Raw genomic sequence first — 20423 nt, 5'->3', positions numbered from 1 at the left:
AGAATCACGAAACATGCCTCAAATCGTTGTGCTGCCTCACGTGGAGCTGTGCCCGGACGGTGCGGTGATCGACGCCGATCTCGGCAAGAGCATCTGCGACAACCTGCTGGACCACGGCATCGAGATCGAGCACGCCTGCGAGAAATCGTGCGCGTGCACGACGTGTCACGTCATCATCCGGGAAGGCTTCAACGCGCTCGAGCCGTCCGAAGAGGACGAGGACGATCTGCTCGACAAAGCGTGGGGTCTCGAACCGACATCGCGGTTATCATGTCAGGCAATGGTGCCTGCCGACGAGGATCTGGTGGTCGAGATCCCGCGGTACTCCATCAATCACGCCAAAGAAAATCACTGACAGGAGCAATCGCCATGAAGTGGACGGATACTCAAGATATCGCGATGGCACTCACCGACGCGCATCAGGATATCGATCCCCAATATGTGCGTTTCACCGACCTGCATCGCTGGGTGACGGAGCTCGACGGATTCGACGACGATCCGGAAAAGTCCAACGAGAAGATTCTCGAGGCGATCCAGGCGGCCTGGATCGAGGACGCGGATTATTGATCCGTCGATCGCGGATTTGCAGCGCCTGCTCAGAAACGGCGGCTTCGCAAGAAGCCGCCGTTTTGCATTTTGGCGCCTCTGTCATCGTTTTCAGTTTGACGAAACTTGACGCCCTGAGCGTTGTTGTCGAAGTGTCCCGCACTTAGAATCGCGCCCGCTGCATCTTGGCAACGAAGTGCCAGGCATCCATTCGTTGCGCGATAGCCGACCCGGCACCCGCAACACTATTTTGCATTGCAAATCAATCTCGCGTTCGCGTTCGGGCGACGTGAGGCCGAGTCGCGCGCAGGCGGCCTTCGGGCGATCACTTGAGGAGAAATTCATGGGGAGACCCGGCCTGTCCCGGCGCGGCTTTCTGAAAGCGGGCGCGCTCGCTGGCGTGTCGGTGTTCGTCGCGCCGCTCGGCAGCCGTGCGTTCGCCGCGTTGTTCGAAGAGAAGATACTGACGCCCGTTCAGTGGGATGCGAAGAACGGCGACGCGCGATTCCGCATCGACGGCATCTCGAAGGTGACGGGCGCCAAGGTGTTCGCGCGCGACATCCGCGCATCCGACATGCCGCATTGGCCCAGGGAGCAGTCGCACGCGCTGATTCTGCGCACGACGCTCGCGGACCGCATCTACGAAGGCTTCGATCTGTCCGTGCTCGACGCGGCCGGACTCGCGCCGGATGGCGTCGTCACCGCCGATATCCTCGCGCGCGACCGGCTCGCGTTCCCTGCCTTCTACGGCGACGACATGCTCCTGCCCACGGGCAAGACGCCCGCGTATCTCGGGCAGGCCGTCGCAATGCTGATGTACCACGACTTCGCGCGCTTTCGCTTTGCGAAGGAAAAGCTCCAGTTCCGCGACGGCGTGATCCGCTACGGCGCGACGACCGGACCGCTAGAACGCGATCCGTGGGCTGCGTTCCGCTTCGTGCGCGTCGGCGGCAAGACGCCTTACGACGACGACACGTTCTCGAGCCTGAAGGACACGCCGCTCTTCCCGCACATGATGAAAAAGCGCGAGCCGGTCTGGGCCGATGCCAACGAGCACGGCAAGCTCGACGAGCAGGGCGCGTTCCACGCAGAGCAGATCGCGAATGCGCTCGAACGGCCATCGGAAGACTGGCTCGTCGTCGATCGCCGCTATCGCACGCAATCCGTCGATACCGCCGCGCTCGAGCCGGACAACGCGAACTGCTGGTACGACGCGGCGACGCAATCGCTGCACATGGTCATCCCGACGCAGGGCCCGACCGAAGTGACGCAGAGCGTCATCGAAATGACGTCGAAGTCGCACTTCCCGGTGAAGAAGCTGTTCCTGCATCCGTGCTATACGGTCGGCTACGGTTCGAAGGACCACTACAACATGCCGTTCTACGGCCTCGTCGCGGCGATGTACGGCGATGGCCGCCCGGTGCGGCTCGCCAACGACCGCTTCGAGCAGTTCCAGACATCGATCAAGCGTCACGCGTTCGACATGCGCTATCGCATGGCGATCGATAAGAAGACCGGCCTGATTCGCGCATTCAAGGGCGATTTCGAAGCGAACGGCGGCGGCCGCTGCAACTTCTCGCCCTCGGTCGCGATGGTCGGCGCCACTGCGGCGCAATCGATCTACTACATCCCGCAGAGCGATCTGACCGCGGTCGCCACGGCCTCGCGCGCGGTCGACGCGGGCTCGGCGCGCGGCTACGGCACGCTGCAAAGCATGGCCGCCACCGAAATGATGATCGACGATATCGCGGAGCAGCTCGATATCGATCCTATCGAATTGCGTCTGAAGAACGTGTTCCGCACCGGCATGAAGAACACGCAAGGCGCGATTCCCGCCGGCGTGCTGCGCGCCGAGGAAGTGCTGAAGAAAGCGCAGACTCATCCCTTGTGGACGGAGCGTGCCAAGCGCAAGGCCGAATACGAGGCCGCGCACCCAGGCAAGCGTCATGGCGTGGGTTTCTCGTGCACGCAGAAGGATTTCGGCACGGGCGCGGAGAGCGCGTTCGCCAGGGTCGAATTCGGGGCGGACGGCCGTATCTCGCTGTTCCATTCGGGTGCGGAAATCGGCACGGGTTCATCGACGTCGCAGGCGCTCGCGGTCGCGAAGTGGCTGGGCAAGCCGGCCGTCGACGTCCACATGGCGATCACCGACTGGTCCGATCTGCCGGTCGTATCGAGCGGCGATCCGTACATCATGTCGCAGGCCGAGCAGGATTGTCTGAGCGCGAATCCGCGCTGGTCGCCGGCCTACGCATCGCCCGCCAGCGCGACGAACTCGGCTTACTACTACACGCACGCCACGCGTGAAGCGGCGCGCGTCGTGTTCCGCCAGGGCCTCTGGCCGGCCGCGATGGCGATCTGGGGGCAAGGGATCGGCGGTGGCCAGGCGACGTCGTTCGTCGTGCGCATCGAGGATGCACGCTGGATCGACGGCACGCTCTCCGCCGGCGGCATGGCGCCGTTGCCCTTCGAACAGCTCGCGAAGAAAGCGCACGAGCTCGGACTCGTCACCGGCGCGACGGTGCACACGTTCAACCGCTGGCAGTGGAGCGAGGCGCTGTTCGATATCGCCGGCAGCGCGGAACGTCTGCCCATCGACGGTCTTTCGGTGCGACTGGACGCGGGCAAGAACGGCAGGGTCACGCCGAACGGCTACACGGTGCTCGATCGCAAAAAGGTGTTCATCGCGCCGGTGAGCCGCAACAACGCGGCAGTCACGTACTACAGCGCGTTGGGCACGCTCGTCGAGCTCGCCATCGACGAAGCGAGCGGCAAGGTCGAACTGCTTTCGCATCACTCGATCTTCGAATGCGGGAATCAGATTTCGCCCGCGCTCGTGTCGGGTCAGGTGCAGGGCGGCATCGCGATGGGCATCGGTCACGCGTTGCATGAGTATCTGCCGCTCTACGAAGACGGCCCGGGCAACGGGACGTGGAACTTCAACCGCTATCACCTGCCGCTCGCGAGCGACGTCGCGGTGTGGGCGCAGACCAGCGAAGTCCTGCCGCCGCTCACCGAAACCGATCCGCCGAAGGGCATCGCCGAAGTGGTGATGATTCCCGTCGTCGGGGCCATCGTCAACGCGATCGCGCATGCGATCGGACATCGCTTCACAGATCTGCCGGTGACGCCGAAAAACATTCAGGAGGTGCTCGCATGACGGCCACCCAATCCGCCGCGGGCATCGAATCGCGCGCGCTCTCGATGACGATCAACGGCGCGAAGATCGGGCCGATGCAGGTGCCCGCCGGTCTGCCGATGATCGATTTTCTGCACGAATATCTCGGCCTCACCGGTTCGCGTCTCGGCTGCGGGCAGGGCATCTGCCACGCATGCGTCGTGATCGTCGACAAACCCGACGGCACGAGCGAGGAAGTGCGCACGTGCATCAACGGCGCACATGTCTTCGACGGCAAGACTGTGCGCACCGTCGAAGGACATGCGAAGCGCAACGAGCAGGGCGAGGTCGTCGAAATGTCGCCGGTGCAGCAGAAATTTCTGGAGCACTTCAGCTTCCAGTGCGGCTATTGCACGCCGGGCTTCGTCAACGCGACGACGGTGCTGATCGAAAAGCTGAAGCGCGATCCGATCACGAAGGACCGGATCGAGGCGACGATCATGGACGCGCTCAACGAGCACATCTGCCGCTGCACCGGCTACGTGCGCTACTACGAAGCGGTGAAGGATCTCGTGCTTGCCACGCCCGGACTCGTGAAGGACGCGGTATGACGAGATCGATCCTCAAGCGCTTCCTTGCGCCGCTCGCCGCCGCCTCCTTCGCGCTCGCCGGTTGCGGCGGTCAGAACGACGCCGCGACACCGCCGAAAAACTCGCCCGAACAACTCGCGCGTGGCCGCTCCCTCGCGCAGGCCGCCGATTGCGCCGCGTGCCATACCGCGCAGAACGGAGCGCAGTTCGCGGGCGGCGTGAGACTCGAATCGCAGTTCGGCACGTTCTATGGCACCAACATCACGCCTGATCCGAAGCACGGCATCGGCACGTGGAGCGCCGACGATTTCTACGGCGCGCTGCACGATGGCGTGACGCCGAAGCACAAGCTGTATCCGGCGATGCCCTATACCTCGTACCGGCAGATGTCGCGCGAGGACAGCGACGCGATCTACACCTATCTGATGGCGCAAAAAGCCGTGGCGGCGCCGAACGTCGCGGCCGATCTGAAGTTTCCGTACAACGTGCGCTTCGCCGTGCGTTTCTGGGACATGCTGTTCCTGAAGGACGCGCTGCCGGATGCATCGTCGGGGCAATCCGCGGACTGGACGCGCGGGCGCTATCTCGCCAACGCGCTGGGGCATTGCGCGGAATGCCATACGCCACGCGGCGCGTTCGGTCAGTTGCAGGGCGCGAAGACCTTGCAGGGCGGCGAACTCGGCCGCATCGGCGCGCCGGACATCACGCCCGCCGCGCTGGCCGCGCGCGGCTGGACGGGCGCGGACCTCCGGGCGTTCTTCGCAACGGGCTTCGCCAGGCAGGGCTCCGCGTTCGGCGAGATGCATCCCGTGGTGTACCTGAGCACGCAGCATCTGGGCGAAGACGACTCGCGCGCGCTCGCGACGTATCTGCTCGGCGACGCGCCGCCCAAACCCGCGCCGCTCGTCGCCGTGAAGGTCGACGATCCCGTGCAACTCGCGGCGGGCCGCAGCCTTTATCTCGATTCCTGCGCCGGCTGTCATGGCTTCGATGGTCAGGGCAAGCCGCACGTCGCGGTGGCGATGGACGGCAACTCGACCTTGCGCCAGGCAGATCCGCGCAACCTGATCGTGTCGATGCTCGACGGCATCGAGGCGCAGCGTTTTCCGGGTATCGAGAACATGCAGCACATGCCGGGTTTCGCGGGCACCTACAGCGATGAACAGATCGCGCAGCTTGCGAACTACCTGCGCTCGAGGTGGGGCGGGCAGCCCGCCGACGTGACCGCCGACAAGGTGAAGTCGCTGCGCTAGAAACGATCGAGGCCACGCAATCCTGCGTGGCCTCGTCGTTATTCGAAGCAGCAAAAGGATCAGACCCGTGCGCCGCTTTCCGCCAGTTGACGTTGCAGCGTCGGCCACATCTTCGCGACCGCTTCCTCGCCCGCAAGAATCGATGCGTTGCGCTGACTGAAATCGCTGCTGCTCATTGCGGCGAGATTCGGGCGGATCACCGCGTTCGCGTATTTGTCGAGCTCGTAGGCCTTGATGGTCTGACCCATGATCGTGAACGTCTGCATCAGCACATCGAACGAACTGGACGTGAGCCCGCTTTCCGGGCGCGCCGAGATATCGACCGCGATCACGAAGTCGGCGCCCATCTTGTGCGCGAACGCCGCCGGCACCGGACTCACGAGACCGCCGTCGACATATTCGCGGCCGCCGATCTTCACCGGCTCGAAGATCGACGGCACGCTGCACGACGCCCGCACCGCGACGCCCGTGTTGCCGCGCTGAAAGAGAATCGGCTGGCCGCTTTTCAGATCGGTGGCGACGATGCCGAGCGGCTTCGCCATCTTCTCGATCGGACGGTTGTCGAGCGTCTTGTTCAGGTAGTTCTGAAGCGCCACGCCCTGCAGAATCCCGCGCGCGCGAAAGGGCATTGCCCAGTCGCTGATCGATGCTTCATCCATCGTCAAAGCGAGCTTGTTGATAGCGATGCCGTTCATCCCCGACGCGTACAGCGCCGCGATGACCGAGCCCGCGCTCGTGCCCGCGACCAGATCGACTTGCACGTTGCGCGCCTCCAGCGCCTTGATCACGCCGATATGCGCGAAGCCGCGCGCGGCGCCGCCGCCGAGCGCGAGCCCGATGCGCGGCGGACGCTGCGGTTCGCTCTTTGGCGGCGCGGCCGGCGTGCCGGATGCGGTGTCGCCCGAGACGCCTCCGCGCGTGGTCGTGCAGGCGGCGAGAACGGACGATGCGGCCGCGAGCGAAAAGGCGCGGCGCGAAAGACGGGGTGACGATGAACTCAAGATGTGCTCCGGCGATGCAGCGGACCCCGGTCGGCCTGTCCGTGCGGGCTTTGCAGGCGGGCGTTCCGGGAGATCGGGAAAAGCGCGCACATCATAAAACAAAAGGCGCCCCGGCCGACACAAAGCGGGTGGCGAGTATAATTTCGTCTCATTTTGAGCGGACTTCGAGCGCGATTCCAGCAAGTGAGCGCGCGCCGCCCTCCATCGAGCAAACAGCAATGACCACCCAAGTCCGTACACGCTTCGCACCGAGCCCGACCGGCTTCATCCATCTCGGCAACATCCGCTCCGCGCTCTATCCGTGGGCGTTCGCGCGCAAGATGAAGGGCACTTTCGTGCTGCGCATCGAGGATACCGATCTCGAGCGTTCCACCGATGCATCGGTGGATGCGATTCTCGAAGGCATGGCGTGGCTCGGCCTCGATTTCGACGAAGGCCCGTTCTATCAGATGCAGCGCATGGACCGTTATCGCGAGGTCGTCGCGCAGATGATGGAGAAGGGTCTCGCCTACCACTGCTACATGTCGACGGAAGAACTGGACGCTTTGCGCGAGCGTCAGCGCGCCGCGGGCGAGAAGCCGCGCTACGACGGCACGTGGCGCCCCGAGCCGGGCAAGGTGCTGCCGCCGGTTCCGGAAGGCGTTGCGCCCGTCGTGCGCTTTCGCAATCCGCTGACGGGCGCGGTCGCGTGGGACGACGCGGTGAAAGGCCGTATCGAAATATCGAACGAAGAACTCGACGATCTCGTGATCGCCCGTCCCGACGGCACGCCGACTTATAACTTCTGCGTGGTCGTCGACGATCTCGACATGAAGATCACGCACGTCATTCGCGGCGACGACCACGTGAACAACACGCCGCGCCAGATCAACATCCTGCGCGCGCTGGGCGGGGAGGTGCCGGTCTACGCGCATTTGCCGACGGTGCTGAACGAGCAGGGCGAGAAGATGAGCAAGCGTCACGGCGCGATGAGCGTGACGGGGTATCGCGACAACGGCTTTCTGCCCGAAGCGGTGGTGAACTATCTCGCGCGGCTCGGCTGGTCGCATGGCGACGCGGAGATTTTCTCGCGCGAGCAGTTCGTCGAATGGTTCGATCTCGAGCATCTCGGCAAGTCGCCGGCGCAGTACGACCACGACAAGCTCAACTGGCTGAACGCGCATTACATCAAGGAAGCGGACAACGGACGGCTCGCGGCGCTGACGAAGCCTTTCCTCGCGCAGGCGGGCATCGACGCCGCAGCGATCGATGGCGGCGCGCCGCTCGATCAGGTGATCGGGCTGCTGAAGGATCGCGCATCGACGGTGAAGGAAATCGCCGATAACGCCGCGATGTTCTATCGCGAGCCCGTCGTCGCTCCGGACGCGTTCGCGCAGCATGTCACCGATGCCGTGCGCCCGGCCATCGCGGAGTTGCGTACGGCGCTCGCGAGCGTGGAATGGACCAAGGAGGCCATCGCGGCAGCGCTCAAGTCGACGCTTGCCGCGCACAAGCTCAAGATGCCTCAACTCGCGATGCCGGTACGCCTGCTGGTCGCGGGCACGACACATACGCCGTCGATCGACGCGGTGCTGATGCTGTTCGGCCGCGATACCGTGTTGCGGCGCCTGGAGAAGGCCGCGAGCTGATTTCGCGGAAACGGATGACGCGCCGGATCGCTATCGAAAGAGGCCGCGCGTCATCCGATTGCGCGCGATCGCGGGAAGCGAGCCAAGAAAATTTCGCTTCAGTCGTCAGACAGTATTTACAACTGCAAAAACGCCCTATACAATCTCGTTTCTGTTCTGCAAGGGGGTATAGCTCAGCTGGGAGAGCGCTTGCATGGCATGCAAGAGGTCAGCGGTTCGATCCCGCTTACCTCCACCAAAGAACAGATGAAGTAGCGCGAAGTTGTTCTCCGGAAGTTTCGGAAGGCGCAAAACATACTTCACAAGCACCACAAAGTTGTATAGAATTTCGGTCTTCGTTGATCAGCGGCAAGTAAGTTAGCGAGATCGATGAATTCGCACTAAAGACAGATACACAAGTTTCTGTCCCCTTCGTCTAGAGGCCTAGGACATCACCCTTTCACGGTGAGTACAGGGGTTCGAATCCCCTAGGGGACGCCAAAACATCGGCGGCTGCTAGTAAAAGCGCTGCAAGGTTCGCAAACGACATTGCGGACCGGTGAAAAGAAGTGGAGCGGTAGTTCAGTTGGTTAGAATACCGGCCTGTCACGCCGGGGGTCGCGGGTTCGAGCCCCGTCCGCTCCGCCAACACTTGCAACTGGAAGTGCGAGCAGGAACACTCCGGCTACTGAGAGCCGGTTTTTTTTCGCCGCGGCTGGGTTGCAGGTTGGATTGAAGTTGAAGTCCCCTTCGTCTAGAGGCCTAGGACATCACCCTTTCACGGTGAGTACAGGGGTTCGAATCCCCTAGGGGACGCCAGAACATCGGCGGCTGCTAGTTAAAGCACTGCAAGGTTCGCAAACGACATTGCGGACCGGTGAAAAGAAGTGGAGCGGTAGTTCAGTTGGTTAGAATACCGGCCTGTCACGCCGGGGGTCGCGGGTTCGAGTCCCGTCCGCTCCGCCACAATGTTGTGAAAAATCCAGCCTTCGGGCTGGATTTTTTTTGTCCCGTCCATTTTCGACTCATTGTCCTATCGCCGGACGAACTTCCTTTCGTACACATCCCATCCACATGCGGTCACAAAGGCCATTGCCAGCCCGCGCGCGCTGCCTTAGTGTTTAGGCACTTGTTCTCGTGCCCGTGCGATGCTCGACCCGACCGAAGATCTCTCGCTCTATCAATTGCGCCAGGCGGCCATGGCGGACTTCGCCTTCGCCGAAGCGCTCACGCACGACAATATGGTCGGTTACTACCGGCGTCACAATCTCGTCTGGCGCGGCGATCTCTTTCTCTGCAGCTGGCGCGAATCCGAAAATTTCATCCTCGAGGCCGACGGCATGCCGATCGGCGTGATGCGCGTCACCGAGGAAGACAATTCGCTGCATATTCGCGACGTGCAGATCGCGCAAGGTTTTCGCGGACGCGGGGCGGGCACGTTCCTGCTCAATACCGCGCATCGCTGGGCAAGGGCCCGCGGGCTGGCCGAATGTCAGTTGCGCGTGTTCGTCGATAATCCGGCGGCGCGTCTCTACATGCGTCTCGGCTACCGGCCGGCCGGGCCGCGTCTCGCTCAGCTCGGCGCGATCCGTCACATGGTCCGGCGCGTCTGAGGGAAGCGCATCGCGCGCGCTATGCGCCATCGGCATCACGTCCGTCGCGGTTGTCGCCGCTGTCGCGTGCAAAGAATGCACGCGGGCTTTCGCCGAACGCGCGGCGGAACATCGCGGAGAAGGCGCTTTGGCTCTGATATCCCAGTTCGTGCGCTACTTGCGCGAGCGGACGGCCTTGGCTCAGCAAGGGAATGGCGCGCGCCAGCACCGCCTGCTGGCGCCATTGCGAAAAACTCACGCCCAGTTCACGCCGAAAGAGCCGTGCGATAGTTCGCGTACTCGCGCCGGCTTCCGAGGACCATCGCTCCAGATCGGAATGCGACGGATCGGCGAGCACCGCGTTGCACAACGCGCGCAGGCGCTTCTCATTGGGCATCGGCACGGATAGCGGCAGCGGTTGCGAGCGGATGATTTCATCGAGTGCGAGCGTGCCCAGCAGCCGTTCGCGATGTCGGGAGATCGATTCTTCGTCGAGCGCGGCGATCACCTCGCGCAGGAGCGGCGACACTTCGACGACCCGGCACGCGCCAAGGCCTGCCGGTACGACGCTCGCATCGACGTAAAGCGTGCGGAGATAGGCGTCCTCGACGATCACGACCTCGTGCGTGACATTGGGCGGCACCCAGATTGCGCGCGAGGGCGGCACCATCCACGTCGAATCGACGGTCGCAACACGCAGCACGCCACGCGACGTATAGGCGACCTGCGCCCACGGATGCGTATGCAGCGCGATCCGCACGCCGTACGGCACCGGCCGCGACCGCACGCGAATCGGGTGATCGAACGTCGGCGAATGCTCGATAGGAATGTCGAGATGCTCGACTTCCTCGCTCGACGATCTCGATTCGACAAAGGTAGACATATTCATTCGGGTCGATGGGTTTGATGCGTCACCACGCGCCGATGGTAGCCGAAAGCGCGAGCCTAGGCGCGCGGCGACATGGCGCCAGGAATTTAGCGCAGCGCATAATGCCCTTCATGCACTTTTGGTCAACAGGAGCGCGTTTTTCGATGCAATACGTTTTTGTCTACGGCACGCTGCGAGCGGGAGAGGTCAACGATATCCGCCACGCGGCCGAGCGGCACGCCATAGCTACGCCCGACTGGATCGGCGCCGCGCATGTTCGGGGGCGGCTCTTCGACTTCGGTACCTATCCGGGACTCGTGATCGACGAGGAGGGTGTGCCGATCCGCGGCGACGTCTATCGGATAGAAGACGCGCTCGTGCCCGTCCTCGATGAGATCGAAGACGTGTATCCGGGCGTGGAAGGGTTATTCCGCGCGCATCGCCTGCATGTCGAGGTGGAGATCGAGGGGAGGAAAGACCGGATCGACTGCCTGATTTATCCGGTTGCCGCGGCGGCCGTTTGCGGCTTGCCGCGCATCGAAAGCGGCGATTGGGTGACGCATCGCGCAACGCGCGCATGACGTCGAGAGCGCTCCCCGCCTTCAGAAAATGCTCGCGCCGCCTTGAAGCCGATGCGTCGACTCCAAGGCGGCGTGAATGACCCCGTGCCTGAGCACGAACAGCAGTAACAGCGAATGTCGGCTTATTGGCTCGAACCGGACATCGGCTTGCTATGCGGCTTCTTGTGATGCATCGATTTGTGAGAAGGCGTCTGCGTGGGCATGCTTTGCGCGTTGTCCTGTTGCGTTTGCAGGGTTTGCGCGCGCGATTCGATGTCGGCGATCTTGGAGGGATCGGTGCTCATCGTCACGCCCTGATCGCTCTGGGCGTAGGCGCCCGATGCGACCGCGCTCAAGGACAAAAGAACAGCCAGGGACACTTTCTTCATTGTTACCTCCTAATAGCAGTTGAACCCGGGAATCGCCCGTCCGATCCGGTGGAACGACGCATGCAGCCTGAGCAAGAATCGCTCCCGCTGTTGCGCGAGCCGTCAGCGCGATTTCCGCGCGTGACGATCAGACACTCTCAATCATAAGCCCGGAATCGGGCAGCGGTGTGTCGTGCGTTCATCTGAAACCACAGCCATTCGTGATCATGCTCAATGCTTCGGGTTACTTCAGAGTGCTTAGCATTGCGCTTCTTCGACCGAGGCTGCTTCAATAGAGGTGCAGCCAGCGATACACATCGAAGCGCGCAAGTCCGACGAGCTCGTGCATCGCGAGCTCGCTGTTCGCAAAGCCTCGTCTGCGCGGCAAGAGTGTGACGCTGTTGTGGCGCACGTCCGACACGTATGGCACGGGCGTATAACCGAATGCCTCGAATGCACGCAGCGAGCGCCGCATGTGATACGCGGATGTCACGACGATCAAACGGTTGTCATGTGAAGGGCCCACAATATCGGCGACGTTGCGCGCGTTTTGGTAAGTATTGAGGCTACGATTCTCGCGTACGAGATCGCCCGACGCGACACCCAGTGCGAGCACGTAAGGTGCGTAATTGTCGGCTTCAGCCTGCCCGTGATTCTGCGGATCGCCGCCGCTCAGGATCACCTTGCACGATGCGCCGGTTTCACGGCACTGCCGATAAAGCGTCGCCACGGCGGCGATGCGCGGCATCGCATCGGACTTCGGAACGAGCCCCGAGGCATGGCGCGCGGTGCCGGCGCCCATCAGCACGATCGTCGTCTTCGGCGCGAACGCCGGCACGTCCGTATGACGATAACCGCGCTGGGCGAGATCGAGCAGAGGGTTCGTCAACCAGCCCGAGCCGAAGGCCCATGCGAGCGCCACAAAGACGATGGCAATCTGTGCGCGGCGTCGTCGCCACAGCGCAAATAGTGCAAAAAAAAGCAGCAATAAAGTGAATGAAACCAATTTGATTGGGGTAACGTATTGGTTTTAGGGCAATTCGTTCCGTCATCGCGTGCTTCGGAACGCATCGGCGGGGTGTCGCAGCAAAGCGCGTGATCAGCGCGCTGTCAACGGGGGCTTGTAATAGAAAGCAGCACCTAACGCAAGCGGCGGCCAAACATTCGACTGCAGGCCATGAGTTCGCCTCGCAGACGAAATTCGGCGCGTCGCGTTTAGTCGACGTCGCGGACCGTCTTGCGACCGTCACGAGCGTCGTCATGGCTGCACAGGAAGAAAGAACGAGATGACCACGTATTCCAACGAAGTTGTACTCGAAGCACTTCGCCGAGCGCAGTATCGTCAGGTTCCCTGGGCGAAACGCCCCAATGTCTTCGACCTCTTGCGCGCGCTCGGACTGCTCGAGCTCGCCCGGCAACGTACCGTGGCGCCCGCGCCCGGATTTCATGCACCGGTCGATATCGCGGTGGTCACCGAACGTGGCAAGCAGGAATTCTCGCGACTCTCCCGCGACGAGCGCTCCACCGACTGGGACTTGCGCCGTGCGGAGCGCTACACCTTTGGCGGTCAGGAAGCGGTGCTGGAGGCGCGAGTCTGACACTGCCGGGTCCGGTTGATGGTCGACGTTCAAGTCGAGGGAGCGTCGTCGTCGGACGAAAGATGCCGACAGACGGCCTGCATAGCTGCAAATCAAAAAAAAAGCCCGTATCGCGAAGGACACGGGCAGACCGGATCTCACTGTTGCCATGCTGTGCTCATGGCATAGGGTGTGACTGACATGCGCCGCAGTGGTTCCGTGTAATGTACGCAATCGTGCCAGCGCGCTCAATGATGCCGGGAGCGCGCGTCGCGCTCCGAATCCGGACGTGCGCGCACGTTGCTCGCAATGTCGCCGCGCAGATCGCCACGCGGGGCAGGCGGCGCCGCATCACGATTACGGCCGGCATTGTGCGATGCGCCCATCGACGCCTTCGTACTCACATGAAAATCGGATGCCGGAGGCGGCGGCTGGGCCTGGCTCATCGCCGCGGTGCTCGTGAGCGCGGCGAACGCGCCACTGACGAGCAGTATCGAAGCCTTCATGGCGAAATCCTCGAAGCCTTCGTGAGGCTTGTTCGATCATCACCAAGCTAAGCTTCGATCCACGACCGCGCTGTAAGGAATAGTAAAGAGTTGTTTCGTCCGCGACGCGCCGTGCTTCGCCGTGTTACGCGAAATCGGGCCCATCACATTAGGAAGAAACTGAGAATCGCGCAAGCTGCGACTCGCGCGAGAGGGGGAATGCCGAACGAAACCGGCGATCGCCGGCTTCGGTGCAATTGAAGTCGCTCAGGCCATCTTGGCCGGCGCGCGCCACGATTCCGGGTTGGTCCAGAACGCGCCACGCAAGCGGTCGCGGCTCGGCGGCGCGGGCGGCTTCGCGGCGCTCGATCCGATACGTCCGCGCAGCGACACCTCCCGGCCGTTGCCGGAAAGGCGCTTCACGATCTCGGCCAGCGTGCCGTCCGCCTGCCATTCGTCGAAGCGGCGACGGCAGGTCGGCGGCGATGGATATCGTCCCGGCAGCTTCGACCAGCCTTCGCCCGTCGACAATACCCACAAGACCGCGTTGACCACGGCTCGCGCCTCGACGCGCGGACGCCCGCGCCGTTCACTACGCGCCGGCTCGGCACAGAACAGTGCCTCAACCAGCGCCCACTCGTTATCTCTCAAATCGTCGAACAGCACCATATCTCACCTCAGCGAAGCTAACCCCGGTGCGCTGCCCCGCGCCGCGCACTCTGGTCGGAATCCGTTGAACGAATACCAGGGAAGGCCGGAGCGGTAGCGGCGGACGATGTTTCGATGTGACCGCGTTGACTCCGACTTCTGTGCGCAAGGAAATGCGAGAACCGTGCCATGCATGTCGCGAAATCCGGGAAACCCGCATGGCAGTAGGCTGACGCGATGCCAGCATGGCCCGTATCAGACCCGAAACAGACTGATTAAGAAATCGGGACAATCACCAATCAAGTGCAATAGGCCCATCTGACGTGCGTTTGCGCAATCTGCTGCACTGCAGCGAAACGTACGTTCGCGCCTCAAGTCCGATCAATGCCCGATACAATGTGCATAAAATACCGCGGTTGATGAGAATCGGAATGAACGCGCCGTTTAATGTGACGCTGCGGCAACTGCGCGTCTTCACGGAAGTATCGAGGCTGCGCAGTTTCAGCCGCGCGGGCGACGAGATCGGCCTCACGCAGTCGGCGGTCAGCCGTTGCGTGCGCGAGCTCGAAGGAGAAATCGGTCTCAAGCTGATCGACCGGACAACGCGTGAGGTTCAACTGACCGACGTGGGCGCGAATCTCGTCGGCACCGTATCGCGCCTTCTGGCCGACCTCGACGAAGCGCTGCGCGAAGTGCGCGATCTGAGCCAGCAGCGGCGCGGCCGCGTGATCGTCGCGGCAAGTCCGACCGTCGCGTGCCGGCTGATGCCGCGCGTCATCGCGTCCTGTCTGAAGCAGTTCCCGCTGATCGCCCTGAGCCTGCGCGATGACGTGCAGTCGGATGTCCTGCGCAAGGTGAAATCCGGCGAAGTCGATTTCGGTGTGGTGATCGGCCCGTTTTCATCGGATGAATTGCATGGCGAAGCCGTGATGACCGATTCCTTCTGCCTCGTCGCGCGGCGCGATCATCCGCTCGGCCGCGAGTCCGTCGTGCCGTGGGAGGCGCTCGCCGGCGAGCGCCTCGTGATGCTCGATCGTGCGTCGGGCAGCCGGCCGATCATCGACGCCGTCATGCAGGAGCACGGCGTCGAAGCTCAGGTGGTTCAAGAGCTCGGGCATTCGGCGACGGTGTTCGGGCTCGTCGAGGCGGGCGTCGGCGTGAGCGTGTTGCCGTGGCTCGCGCTGCCGCTTCCGGCGGACTCGTCGCTCGTCGCGCTGCCGCTCGAGCCGCGCGCCGAGCGCACCGTCGAACTCGTGCGGCGGCGCGATCGTTCACTGTCGCCCGCGGCGGAATCGGTGTGGTCGCTGATCGCATCGCTGCCGAGGCGTGCGGAAGACCTCGGATGATGCGGCTTCGCATCTCGAAAAGGCGGCGCGCGCGTTAGACTTCCTTTTTTTAGACAAGTCGACGGGGCCGGGGATGAGTGAATCAGAGGGAGCGGTGGTCAGCGGCGCGCACGGATTCGGCGCGCCAAATGCGCGTGATGCCGTGCGCGCGTTGCGACCGTCGCAGATCCGCGAGGTGGCGAACGCGGGCTTCGGCGTTGCCGACGTGCTGCCGTTCTGGTTCGGCGAGTCGGATCGCGTGACGCCGCAGTTCGTTCGCGATGCCGCGAGCCGCGCGCTCGCCGACGGCGCCACCTTCTATACGCACAACCTCGGCATCGCGCCGCTGCGCGATTCGCTCAGCCGTTATGTGAGCGCGCTGCACGGCGCGACGACGCGCGAGCACATCGCCGTGACCAGCGCGGGCGTGAATGCGCTGATGCTGGCGGCGCAACTCGTCGTCGGCGCGGGAGACCGCGTCGTGGCGGTGACGCCGCTGTGGCCGAACCTCGTCGAGATCCCGAAGATTCTGGGCGCGAGCGTCGACACGGTTGCGTTGAGCTACGGCTCGAACGGCTGGACGCTCGATCTCGAGCGCCTGCTCGCCGCGCTCACGCCGGGCACGCGCATGCTGATGATCAATTCGCCGAACAACCCGACCGGCTGGACGATGACGCGCGACCAGCAGCGCATCGTGCTGGAGCATTGCCGGCGTCTCGGCATCTGGATCGTCGCGGACGAAGTCTACGAGCGCCTTTATTACGGCGATGGCGCGCCCGGCCAGCCGGCGCCATCGTTTCTCGATCTCGCGGCGCGCGACGAGCGCGTGATCGCCGTAAATTCGTTCTCGAAGGCGTGGCTGATGACCGGCTGGCGGCTCGGCTGGATCGTCGCGCCGACGCAGTTGATGGACGATCTCGGCAAGCTCGTGGAATACAACACGTCGTGCGCGCCGTCGTTCGTGCAGCAGGCGGGTGTCGTCGCGGTCGAAGAGGGCGAGCGCTTCACGCAGGCGCTCGTCGCCGATCTGCGCGCGAGCCGCGATCATCTGGTGAAAGCCTTGCAATCGATCGAGGGCGTCGACGTGCGCGTGCCCGACGGTGCGATGTATCTGTTTTTTGCGCTGCCGGGCGCGCAAGACAGTCTCGAACTGTGCAAGTCGCTCGTGCGCGAAGCCGGCCTCGGGCTCGCGCCGGGCAGCGCGTTCGGTCCGGAGGGCGAAGGTTTCGTGCGCTGGTGCTATGCCTGCGATCCCGCGCGGCTCGATGCGGGCGTCGAGCGTCTGCAGCGCTTCCTGGCGGCGCGCGGCGTTGCCTGAGCGGCAGGAAAGGCGTCGAGTGAGCCGGGCGCGGATGAATCGATCACCTTTACGCACCGGTTGTTTTTGCGTAATATGGCGCTCAGTCACGCGCTTTCGCCTATGAAAGCGCCACCTCGTCCGGCTGGGATGGCCCGGCGTTCGCTCACCGATCGCCCGATACCGCCTCTCCCCGGTGCGTGCTCCCAATCAATATGACCGATTACAATCGGGCGAGCGCGTCTTGAAACTCTGCGTCCAGCTTTATCGTTCGCACCATTTTGGTAGCGTTCGGTCCTGCGCAAGCTCGATTTGAATTGAATCATTGACCATACAGGGTTGACTCAAGCTGCATGAATACCCAAGAGGCGAAGATCGTCCTCGAGACTGCTTTGATCTGCGCGCAGGAACCGCTGAGGCTGAATGAATTGCGCAAGCTCTTCGCCGACGACATTTCGGCGGATACCGTTCGCGCGCTGCTCGAAGCGCTCAAGGCCGACTGGTCGGGCCGCGGCGTGGAACTGGTGGCGCTCGCCTCGGGCTGGCGCTTTCAGAGCAAGCCCGCAATGCGGATCTATCTCGACCGGCTGCACCCGGAGAAGCCGCCCAAGTATTCGCGGGCCGTGCTCGAAACGCTCGCGATCATTGCGTATCGGCAGCCGGTGACGCGAGGCGATATCGAAGAGATCCGCGGCGTGACGGTGAACACGCAGGTCGTGAAGCAACTGGAAGACCGTGGCTGGATCGAGGTGATCGGTCATCGCGACGTGCCGGGTCGCCCGGCGCTCTACGCGACGACCAAGCAGTTTCTCGACGACCTCGGCCTGACCGCGCTCGACGAGCTGCCCGCGCTGGACAATCCGTCGGCGCAACTGGAAGCATCGCTGCTCGCGCAGCATTCGATCGAATTCCCCGACAGCGTGGCGGGCGATGCGCAGCCGGCAGCGAGCCAGCCGCAGGAAGCGCCGGTCGACGGGGAACGCGATGCGACCGCGCAGGTCAACGCGATTGAAGCGGCAGCATCGGCCGAAGCCGGAACGTCCGGCAGCGATGAGCGCGCGGCGAGTGCTGCCATCGGGCAAGAAGAGACAGAAGAACAGCAGGAAAGACTCGGAACGGAACATGCGGGCGCGCAGGATGAGCGCGTCGCATTGCCGGCCGGGATTCACGCGCAGCCGTCGGGCGTCGCGCATGAAGCTCATGAAGCTCATGAGGCTCACGAAAGGCATGAAGCGCACGCCGCGCCCATGTCGATGCCGCGTCAAGAGCAGGAAGACACGAGTCCATCGAACGACGACGAACTGGACGACGACTCCGAAGAACCGAAGGCGCGCCGCGCCTGACTCGGTTTGCATGGCCCCTGATTTCGCAACCCGGCTCTCCAAAAAGATCATTTCGAGACGACCAGCCGGTGCAATCAGCGGATTTTTAGACGCGCCCGCGACGGGCGCGCGATTCGACATTTGAGGTTGTTTTGATACATTCCCACGACAGCGATTCGCCTGAATCCGCGCGCCCCGTGCACGCCGCGGACGCACCTGAGTCGGCCGATGCCGGCGAACGCACGCGTACCGACAGCACCGAGGAAGGCGGCGGCGAGGGCGATGACCGTCCGCGTCGCGGACTGCGCCGCGGGCCGCGCAGCCTGATCGCACGGCGACGCGCTGTCGCGAAGACCAAGGGCGCCGAGGACGCGCCGGACACGCCGGGCGCGGTGAACGAGACGCCGCCCGATGGCGTCGTCGCCGCGCAGGTGCGTACGCCGCGCAGGGATCCGAACGGCAAGCCGCGCAAAAGCGAAGGAGCGAATCCGCGTGGCCGCAAGAATGCGCGCGCCGAGGCCGCCGAAGCCAGCGTCGATGTTGCGGGCGAAGCGCTTGCGCAGGCGCCCGCATCCGCACCGCGCGAAGGCGGCCAGCGCAAGAACCCGCCGCAGCAAAAGCGCGGCAAGCGCAACGACGCGGGGCCCGCGACGGTCGAGAGCGCGGCCGCTGCTGCCGTCGACGACGTGTTCGCCTACGTGACCTCGCCGGCCTTCGATGCCGACAACGGCTCGGGCGGCGTGCGCGCACCGATGTTGCGACGCGGCCGCAACGCGCCTCAGCAAAAGCGCGTGCTGGAACCGGACGAAGACGCGCCGAAGCTGCACAAGGTGCTCGCCGATGCGGGCATGGGCTCGCGCCGCGACATGGAAGAACTGATCATCGCCGGGCGCGTGTCGGTGAATGGCGAGCCCGCGCACATCGGCCAGCGCATCATGCCGACCGATCAGGTGCGCATCAACGGGAAGCCGCTCAAACGCAAGCTCGCGAGCAAGCCGCCGCGCATCCTGCTGTATCACAAGCCGACGGGCGAAATCGTCAGCCACGCCGACCCGGAAGGCCGTCCTTCCGTGTTCGACAAGCTGCCGTCGATGAAAACGGCCAAGTGGCTCGCGGTCGGTCGACTCGACTTCAACACCGAAGGCCTGCTGCTGCTCACGACGTCGGGCGACCTGGCGAACCGCTTCATGCATCCGCGCTACAGCGTCGAGCGTGAGTACGCGGTGCGCGTGGTCGGCCAGTTGTCGGAAGCGATGAAGCAAAAGCTGCTGAAGGGCGTCGAGCTCGACGACGGTCCAGCGAATTTCCTGCGAATCCAGGACGGCGGCGGCGAGGGCACGAATCACTGGTATCACGTCGCGCTGGCGGAAGGCCGCAATCGCGAAGTGCGCCGCATGTTCGAAGCGGCGGGCCTCATGGTCAGCCGCCTGATCCGTACGCGCCACGGTCCTATCGCGCTGCCGCGCGGGCTGAAGCGCGGCCGCTGGGAAGAGCTCGAGGACAATCAGGTGCGCAGCCTGCTGGCGTCGGTCGGGCTGAAGGTGCCGACGGCCGAGAAGGGCGGACGCAGTTCTGCGCCGCGCGTGCAACCCGATCCGATGCAGACGTCGATGGGCTTCATCACGCGCGAGCCGGTGCTGAGCTCGCATTCGCGCATGACGCAGCAGCAGACGCCGGGACGCGGCGGGCGGCGCGGTCAGCCGGGCGGTGCTGCATCCGGCGGGTTCGGCCTTGGCGGCACGGGCGGATTCGGCGGCAACGCGGGCGCGGGCAATGCCGGCGGCATGGGCCGCCGCGGCGGACGCGAACCGAACGGCAATCGTGTCGGCAACGAGCCGAACGGCAATCGTGCGAGTGGCGCCCGTCCGGCTCCGCGCGGCGCGCGCCCGCAAGGCGCACCGCAGGGCGTGGGCGGCGCGGGCAAGCGCGCGACTGGCGGCAACGCGCAGCGCGGCACTCGGCAAGGCGGTGCCCAGCAGGGCGCGGGACAAGCGAAGGCGCGCGCCGGCCGCGGCCCGCGCAATCGCTCGCGTGGCCGCTGAGCGCGGGAATCGCAAAGAAGTGAAAAAGAGGCGCCGTGCAGCGGTTTCGGGCGATGTGCGGCGCTTCGCTTTTTGGGATCGCCGAAGCGGAATCGGCGCGAAACGGGCCTCAATAGGGCCGAAAGCGCGCTTTGCGTTTGCGTTTATCCTGAAAAATGGCTAAAATCATGAAGTCGCTGGGCACGTAGTTTTTTTCGCTGCCCGGGTGCGACCTCGGTTGAAGA

The 20423-nt window shown here is 63.9% G+C and carries 19 protein-coding genes and 5 tRNA genes; 18 read left to right on the top strand and 6 right to left on the bottom strand.

Features of this window, described 5'->3' with window-relative positions; all coding sequences use genetic code 11:
• The first annotated feature begins 13 nt into the window (after positions 1 to 13).
• The 5 genes from fdx (at position 14) to AWB75_RS18175 (ending at position 5507) form a co-directional block, all read left to right on the top strand.
• Positions 14 to 355, top strand: a complete 342-nt coding sequence (gene fdx, locus AWB75_RS18195; protein WP_061125472.1) for an ISC system 2Fe-2S type ferredoxin — start codon at positions 14 to 16, stop codon at positions 353 to 355.
• 14 nt (positions 356 to 369) lie between these two features.
• Positions 370 to 567 carry a Fe-S cluster assembly protein IscX gene (gene iscX / locus AWB75_RS18190; protein ID WP_061125471.1) on the top strand — a complete coding sequence of 66 codons (198 nt, stop codon included), beginning with the start codon at positions 370 to 372 and terminating at the stop codon, positions 565 to 567.
• Positions 568 to 889: 322 nt separating this feature from the next.
• Positions 890 to 3706 (top strand): xanthine dehydrogenase family protein molybdopterin-binding subunit, encoded by a 2817-nt coding sequence (locus tag AWB75_RS18185; RefSeq protein ID WP_061125470.1) that lies wholly within the window; start codon positions 890 to 892, stop codon positions 3704 to 3706.
• Positions 3703 to 4275, top strand: a complete 573-nt coding sequence (locus tag AWB75_RS18180; RefSeq protein WP_061125469.1) for a (2Fe-2S)-binding protein — start codon at positions 3703 to 3705, stop codon at positions 4273 to 4275. Before AWB75_RS18185 ends, AWB75_RS18180 begins: the two co-directional genes overlap by 4 nt.
• Positions 4272 to 5507, top strand: coding sequence for a c-type cytochrome (locus tag AWB75_RS18175; protein ID WP_061125468.1), 1236 nt, complete (start codon positions 4272 to 4274; stop codon positions 5505 to 5507). Before AWB75_RS18180 ends, AWB75_RS18175 begins: the two co-directional genes overlap by 4 nt.
• A gap of 59 nt (positions 5508 to 5566) precedes the next feature.
• Here AWB75_RS18175 and AWB75_RS18170 read toward each other — a convergent pair whose 3' ends face one another.
• Positions 5567 to 6508: a patatin-like phospholipase family protein gene (locus tag AWB75_RS18170; protein ID WP_061125467.1), complete on the bottom strand. Its 942-nt coding sequence runs from the start codon at positions 6506 to 6508 to the stop codon at positions 5567 to 5569.
• 218 nt (positions 6509 to 6726) lie between these two features.
• On the opposite strand from AWB75_RS18170, the gene gltX reads away from it, so the two are divergent.
• The 7 genes from gltX to AWB75_RS18135 all read left to right on the top strand — a co-directional run bounded on the left by gltX (position 6727) and on the right by AWB75_RS18135 (position 9728).
• Entirely contained in the window at positions 6727 to 8136 is a 1410-nt protein-coding gene (gltX, locus tag AWB75_RS18165) for a glutamate--tRNA ligase (protein ID WP_061125466.1), read from the top strand.
• Positions 8137 to 8298: 162 nt separating this feature from the next.
• A tRNA-Ala gene (locus AWB75_RS18160) sits at positions 8299 to 8374 on the top strand.
• A 166-nt stretch (positions 8375 to 8540) separates the two neighbouring features.
• Positions 8541 to 8616: transfer RNA gene (locus AWB75_RS18155), tRNA-Glu, on the top strand.
• A 70-nt stretch (positions 8617 to 8686) separates the two neighbouring features.
• Positions 8687 to 8763: transfer RNA gene (locus AWB75_RS18150), tRNA-Asp, on the top strand.
• Positions 8764 to 8858: 95 nt separating this feature from the next.
• Positions 8859 to 8934, top strand: a tRNA-Glu gene (locus AWB75_RS18145).
• 70 nt (positions 8935 to 9004) lie between these two features.
• A tRNA-Asp gene (locus tag AWB75_RS18140) sits at positions 9005 to 9081 on the top strand.
• A gap of 182 nt (positions 9082 to 9263) precedes the next feature.
• Positions 9264 to 9728, top strand: a complete 465-nt coding sequence (locus tag AWB75_RS18135; protein WP_061125465.1) for a GNAT family N-acetyltransferase — start codon at positions 9264 to 9266, stop codon at positions 9726 to 9728.
• A 19-nt stretch (positions 9729 to 9747) separates the two neighbouring features.
• On the opposite strand, the gene AWB75_RS18130 is transcribed toward AWB75_RS18135, so the two are convergent.
• Positions 9748 to 10590: an AraC family transcriptional regulator gene (locus AWB75_RS18130; protein ID WP_061125500.1), complete on the bottom strand. Its 843-nt coding sequence runs from the start codon at positions 10588 to 10590 to the stop codon at positions 9748 to 9750.
• Positions 10591 to 10739: 149 nt separating this feature from the next.
• Between AWB75_RS18130 and AWB75_RS18125 the strand changes: the two genes are divergently transcribed.
• Positions 10740 to 11156: a gamma-glutamylcyclotransferase family protein gene (locus AWB75_RS18125; RefSeq protein ID WP_061125464.1), complete on the top strand. Its 417-nt coding sequence runs from the start codon at positions 10740 to 10742 to the stop codon at positions 11154 to 11156.
• Positions 11157 to 11278: 122 nt separating this feature from the next.
• Here AWB75_RS18125 and AWB75_RS18120 read toward each other — a convergent pair whose 3' ends face one another.
• Together AWB75_RS18120 and AWB75_RS18115 are read right to left on the bottom strand one after the other, a co-directional pair.
• Positions 11279 to 11524: a hypothetical protein gene (locus AWB75_RS18120; RefSeq protein WP_061125463.1), complete on the bottom strand. Its 246-nt coding sequence runs from the start codon at positions 11522 to 11524 to the stop codon at positions 11279 to 11281.
• 268 nt (positions 11525 to 11792) lie between these two features.
• On the bottom strand, positions 11793 to 12392 hold the full coding sequence (locus tag AWB75_RS18115) for a YdcF family protein (protein ID WP_235012147.1): 600 nt from the start codon (positions 12390 to 12392) through the stop codon (positions 11793 to 11795).
• 397 nt (positions 12393 to 12789) lie between these two features.
• Here AWB75_RS18115 and AWB75_RS18110 point away from each other — a divergent pair, with 397 nt between their 5' ends.
• A complete protein-coding gene (locus AWB75_RS18110; protein ID WP_061125461.1) occupies positions 12790 to 13101 on the top strand; it encodes a hypothetical protein in 312 nt (103 codons plus the stop codon).
• Positions 13102 to 13328: 227 nt separating this feature from the next.
• On the opposite strand, the gene AWB75_RS18105 is transcribed toward AWB75_RS18110, so the two are convergent.
• Positions 13329 to 13586, bottom strand: coding sequence for a hypothetical protein (locus AWB75_RS18105; RefSeq protein ID WP_061125460.1), 258 nt, complete (start codon positions 13584 to 13586; stop codon positions 13329 to 13331).
• Between the two features lie 246 nt (positions 13587 to 13832).
• Positions 13833 to 14234, bottom strand: a complete 402-nt coding sequence (locus tag AWB75_RS18100; RefSeq protein WP_061125459.1) for a transposase — start codon at positions 14232 to 14234, stop codon at positions 13833 to 13835.
• Between the two features lie 410 nt (positions 14235 to 14644).
• Here AWB75_RS18100 and AWB75_RS18095 point away from each other — a divergent pair, with 410 nt between their 5' ends.
• From AWB75_RS18095 to rluB, 4 genes are all read left to right on the top strand, one after another.
• Positions 14645 to 15559 (top strand): LysR family transcriptional regulator, encoded by a 915-nt coding sequence (locus AWB75_RS18095; protein ID WP_061125458.1) that lies wholly within the window; start codon positions 14645 to 14647, stop codon positions 15557 to 15559.
• 73 nt (positions 15560 to 15632) lie between these two features.
• The gene (locus AWB75_RS18090; RefSeq protein WP_061125499.1) at positions 15633 to 16856 is read left to right on the top strand and encodes a pyridoxal phosphate-dependent aminotransferase; all 1224 of its coding nucleotides are present in this window, start codon (positions 15633 to 15635) and stop codon (positions 16854 to 16856) included.
• Positions 16857 to 17188: 332 nt separating this feature from the next.
• Entirely contained in the window at positions 17189 to 18178 is a 990-nt protein-coding gene (scpB, locus tag AWB75_RS18085) for an SMC-Scp complex subunit ScpB (protein ID WP_061125457.1), read from the top strand.
• Between the two features lie 176 nt (positions 18179 to 18354).
• Complete coding sequence (rluB, locus tag AWB75_RS18080; protein WP_061125456.1) at positions 18355 to 20199, top strand: 23S rRNA pseudouridine(2605) synthase RluB; 1845 nt, start codon at positions 18355 to 18357, stop codon at positions 20197 to 20199.
• Positions 20200 to 20423: the final 224 nt, after the last annotated feature.

It is taken from the genome of Caballeronia catudaia, assembly GCF_001544755.2.
In the GTDB taxonomy this organism is placed as follows: Bacteria; Pseudomonadota; Gammaproteobacteria; order Burkholderiales; family Burkholderiaceae; genus Caballeronia; species Caballeronia catudaia.
This window is presented reverse-complemented; position numbering and strand designations above follow the sequence as displayed.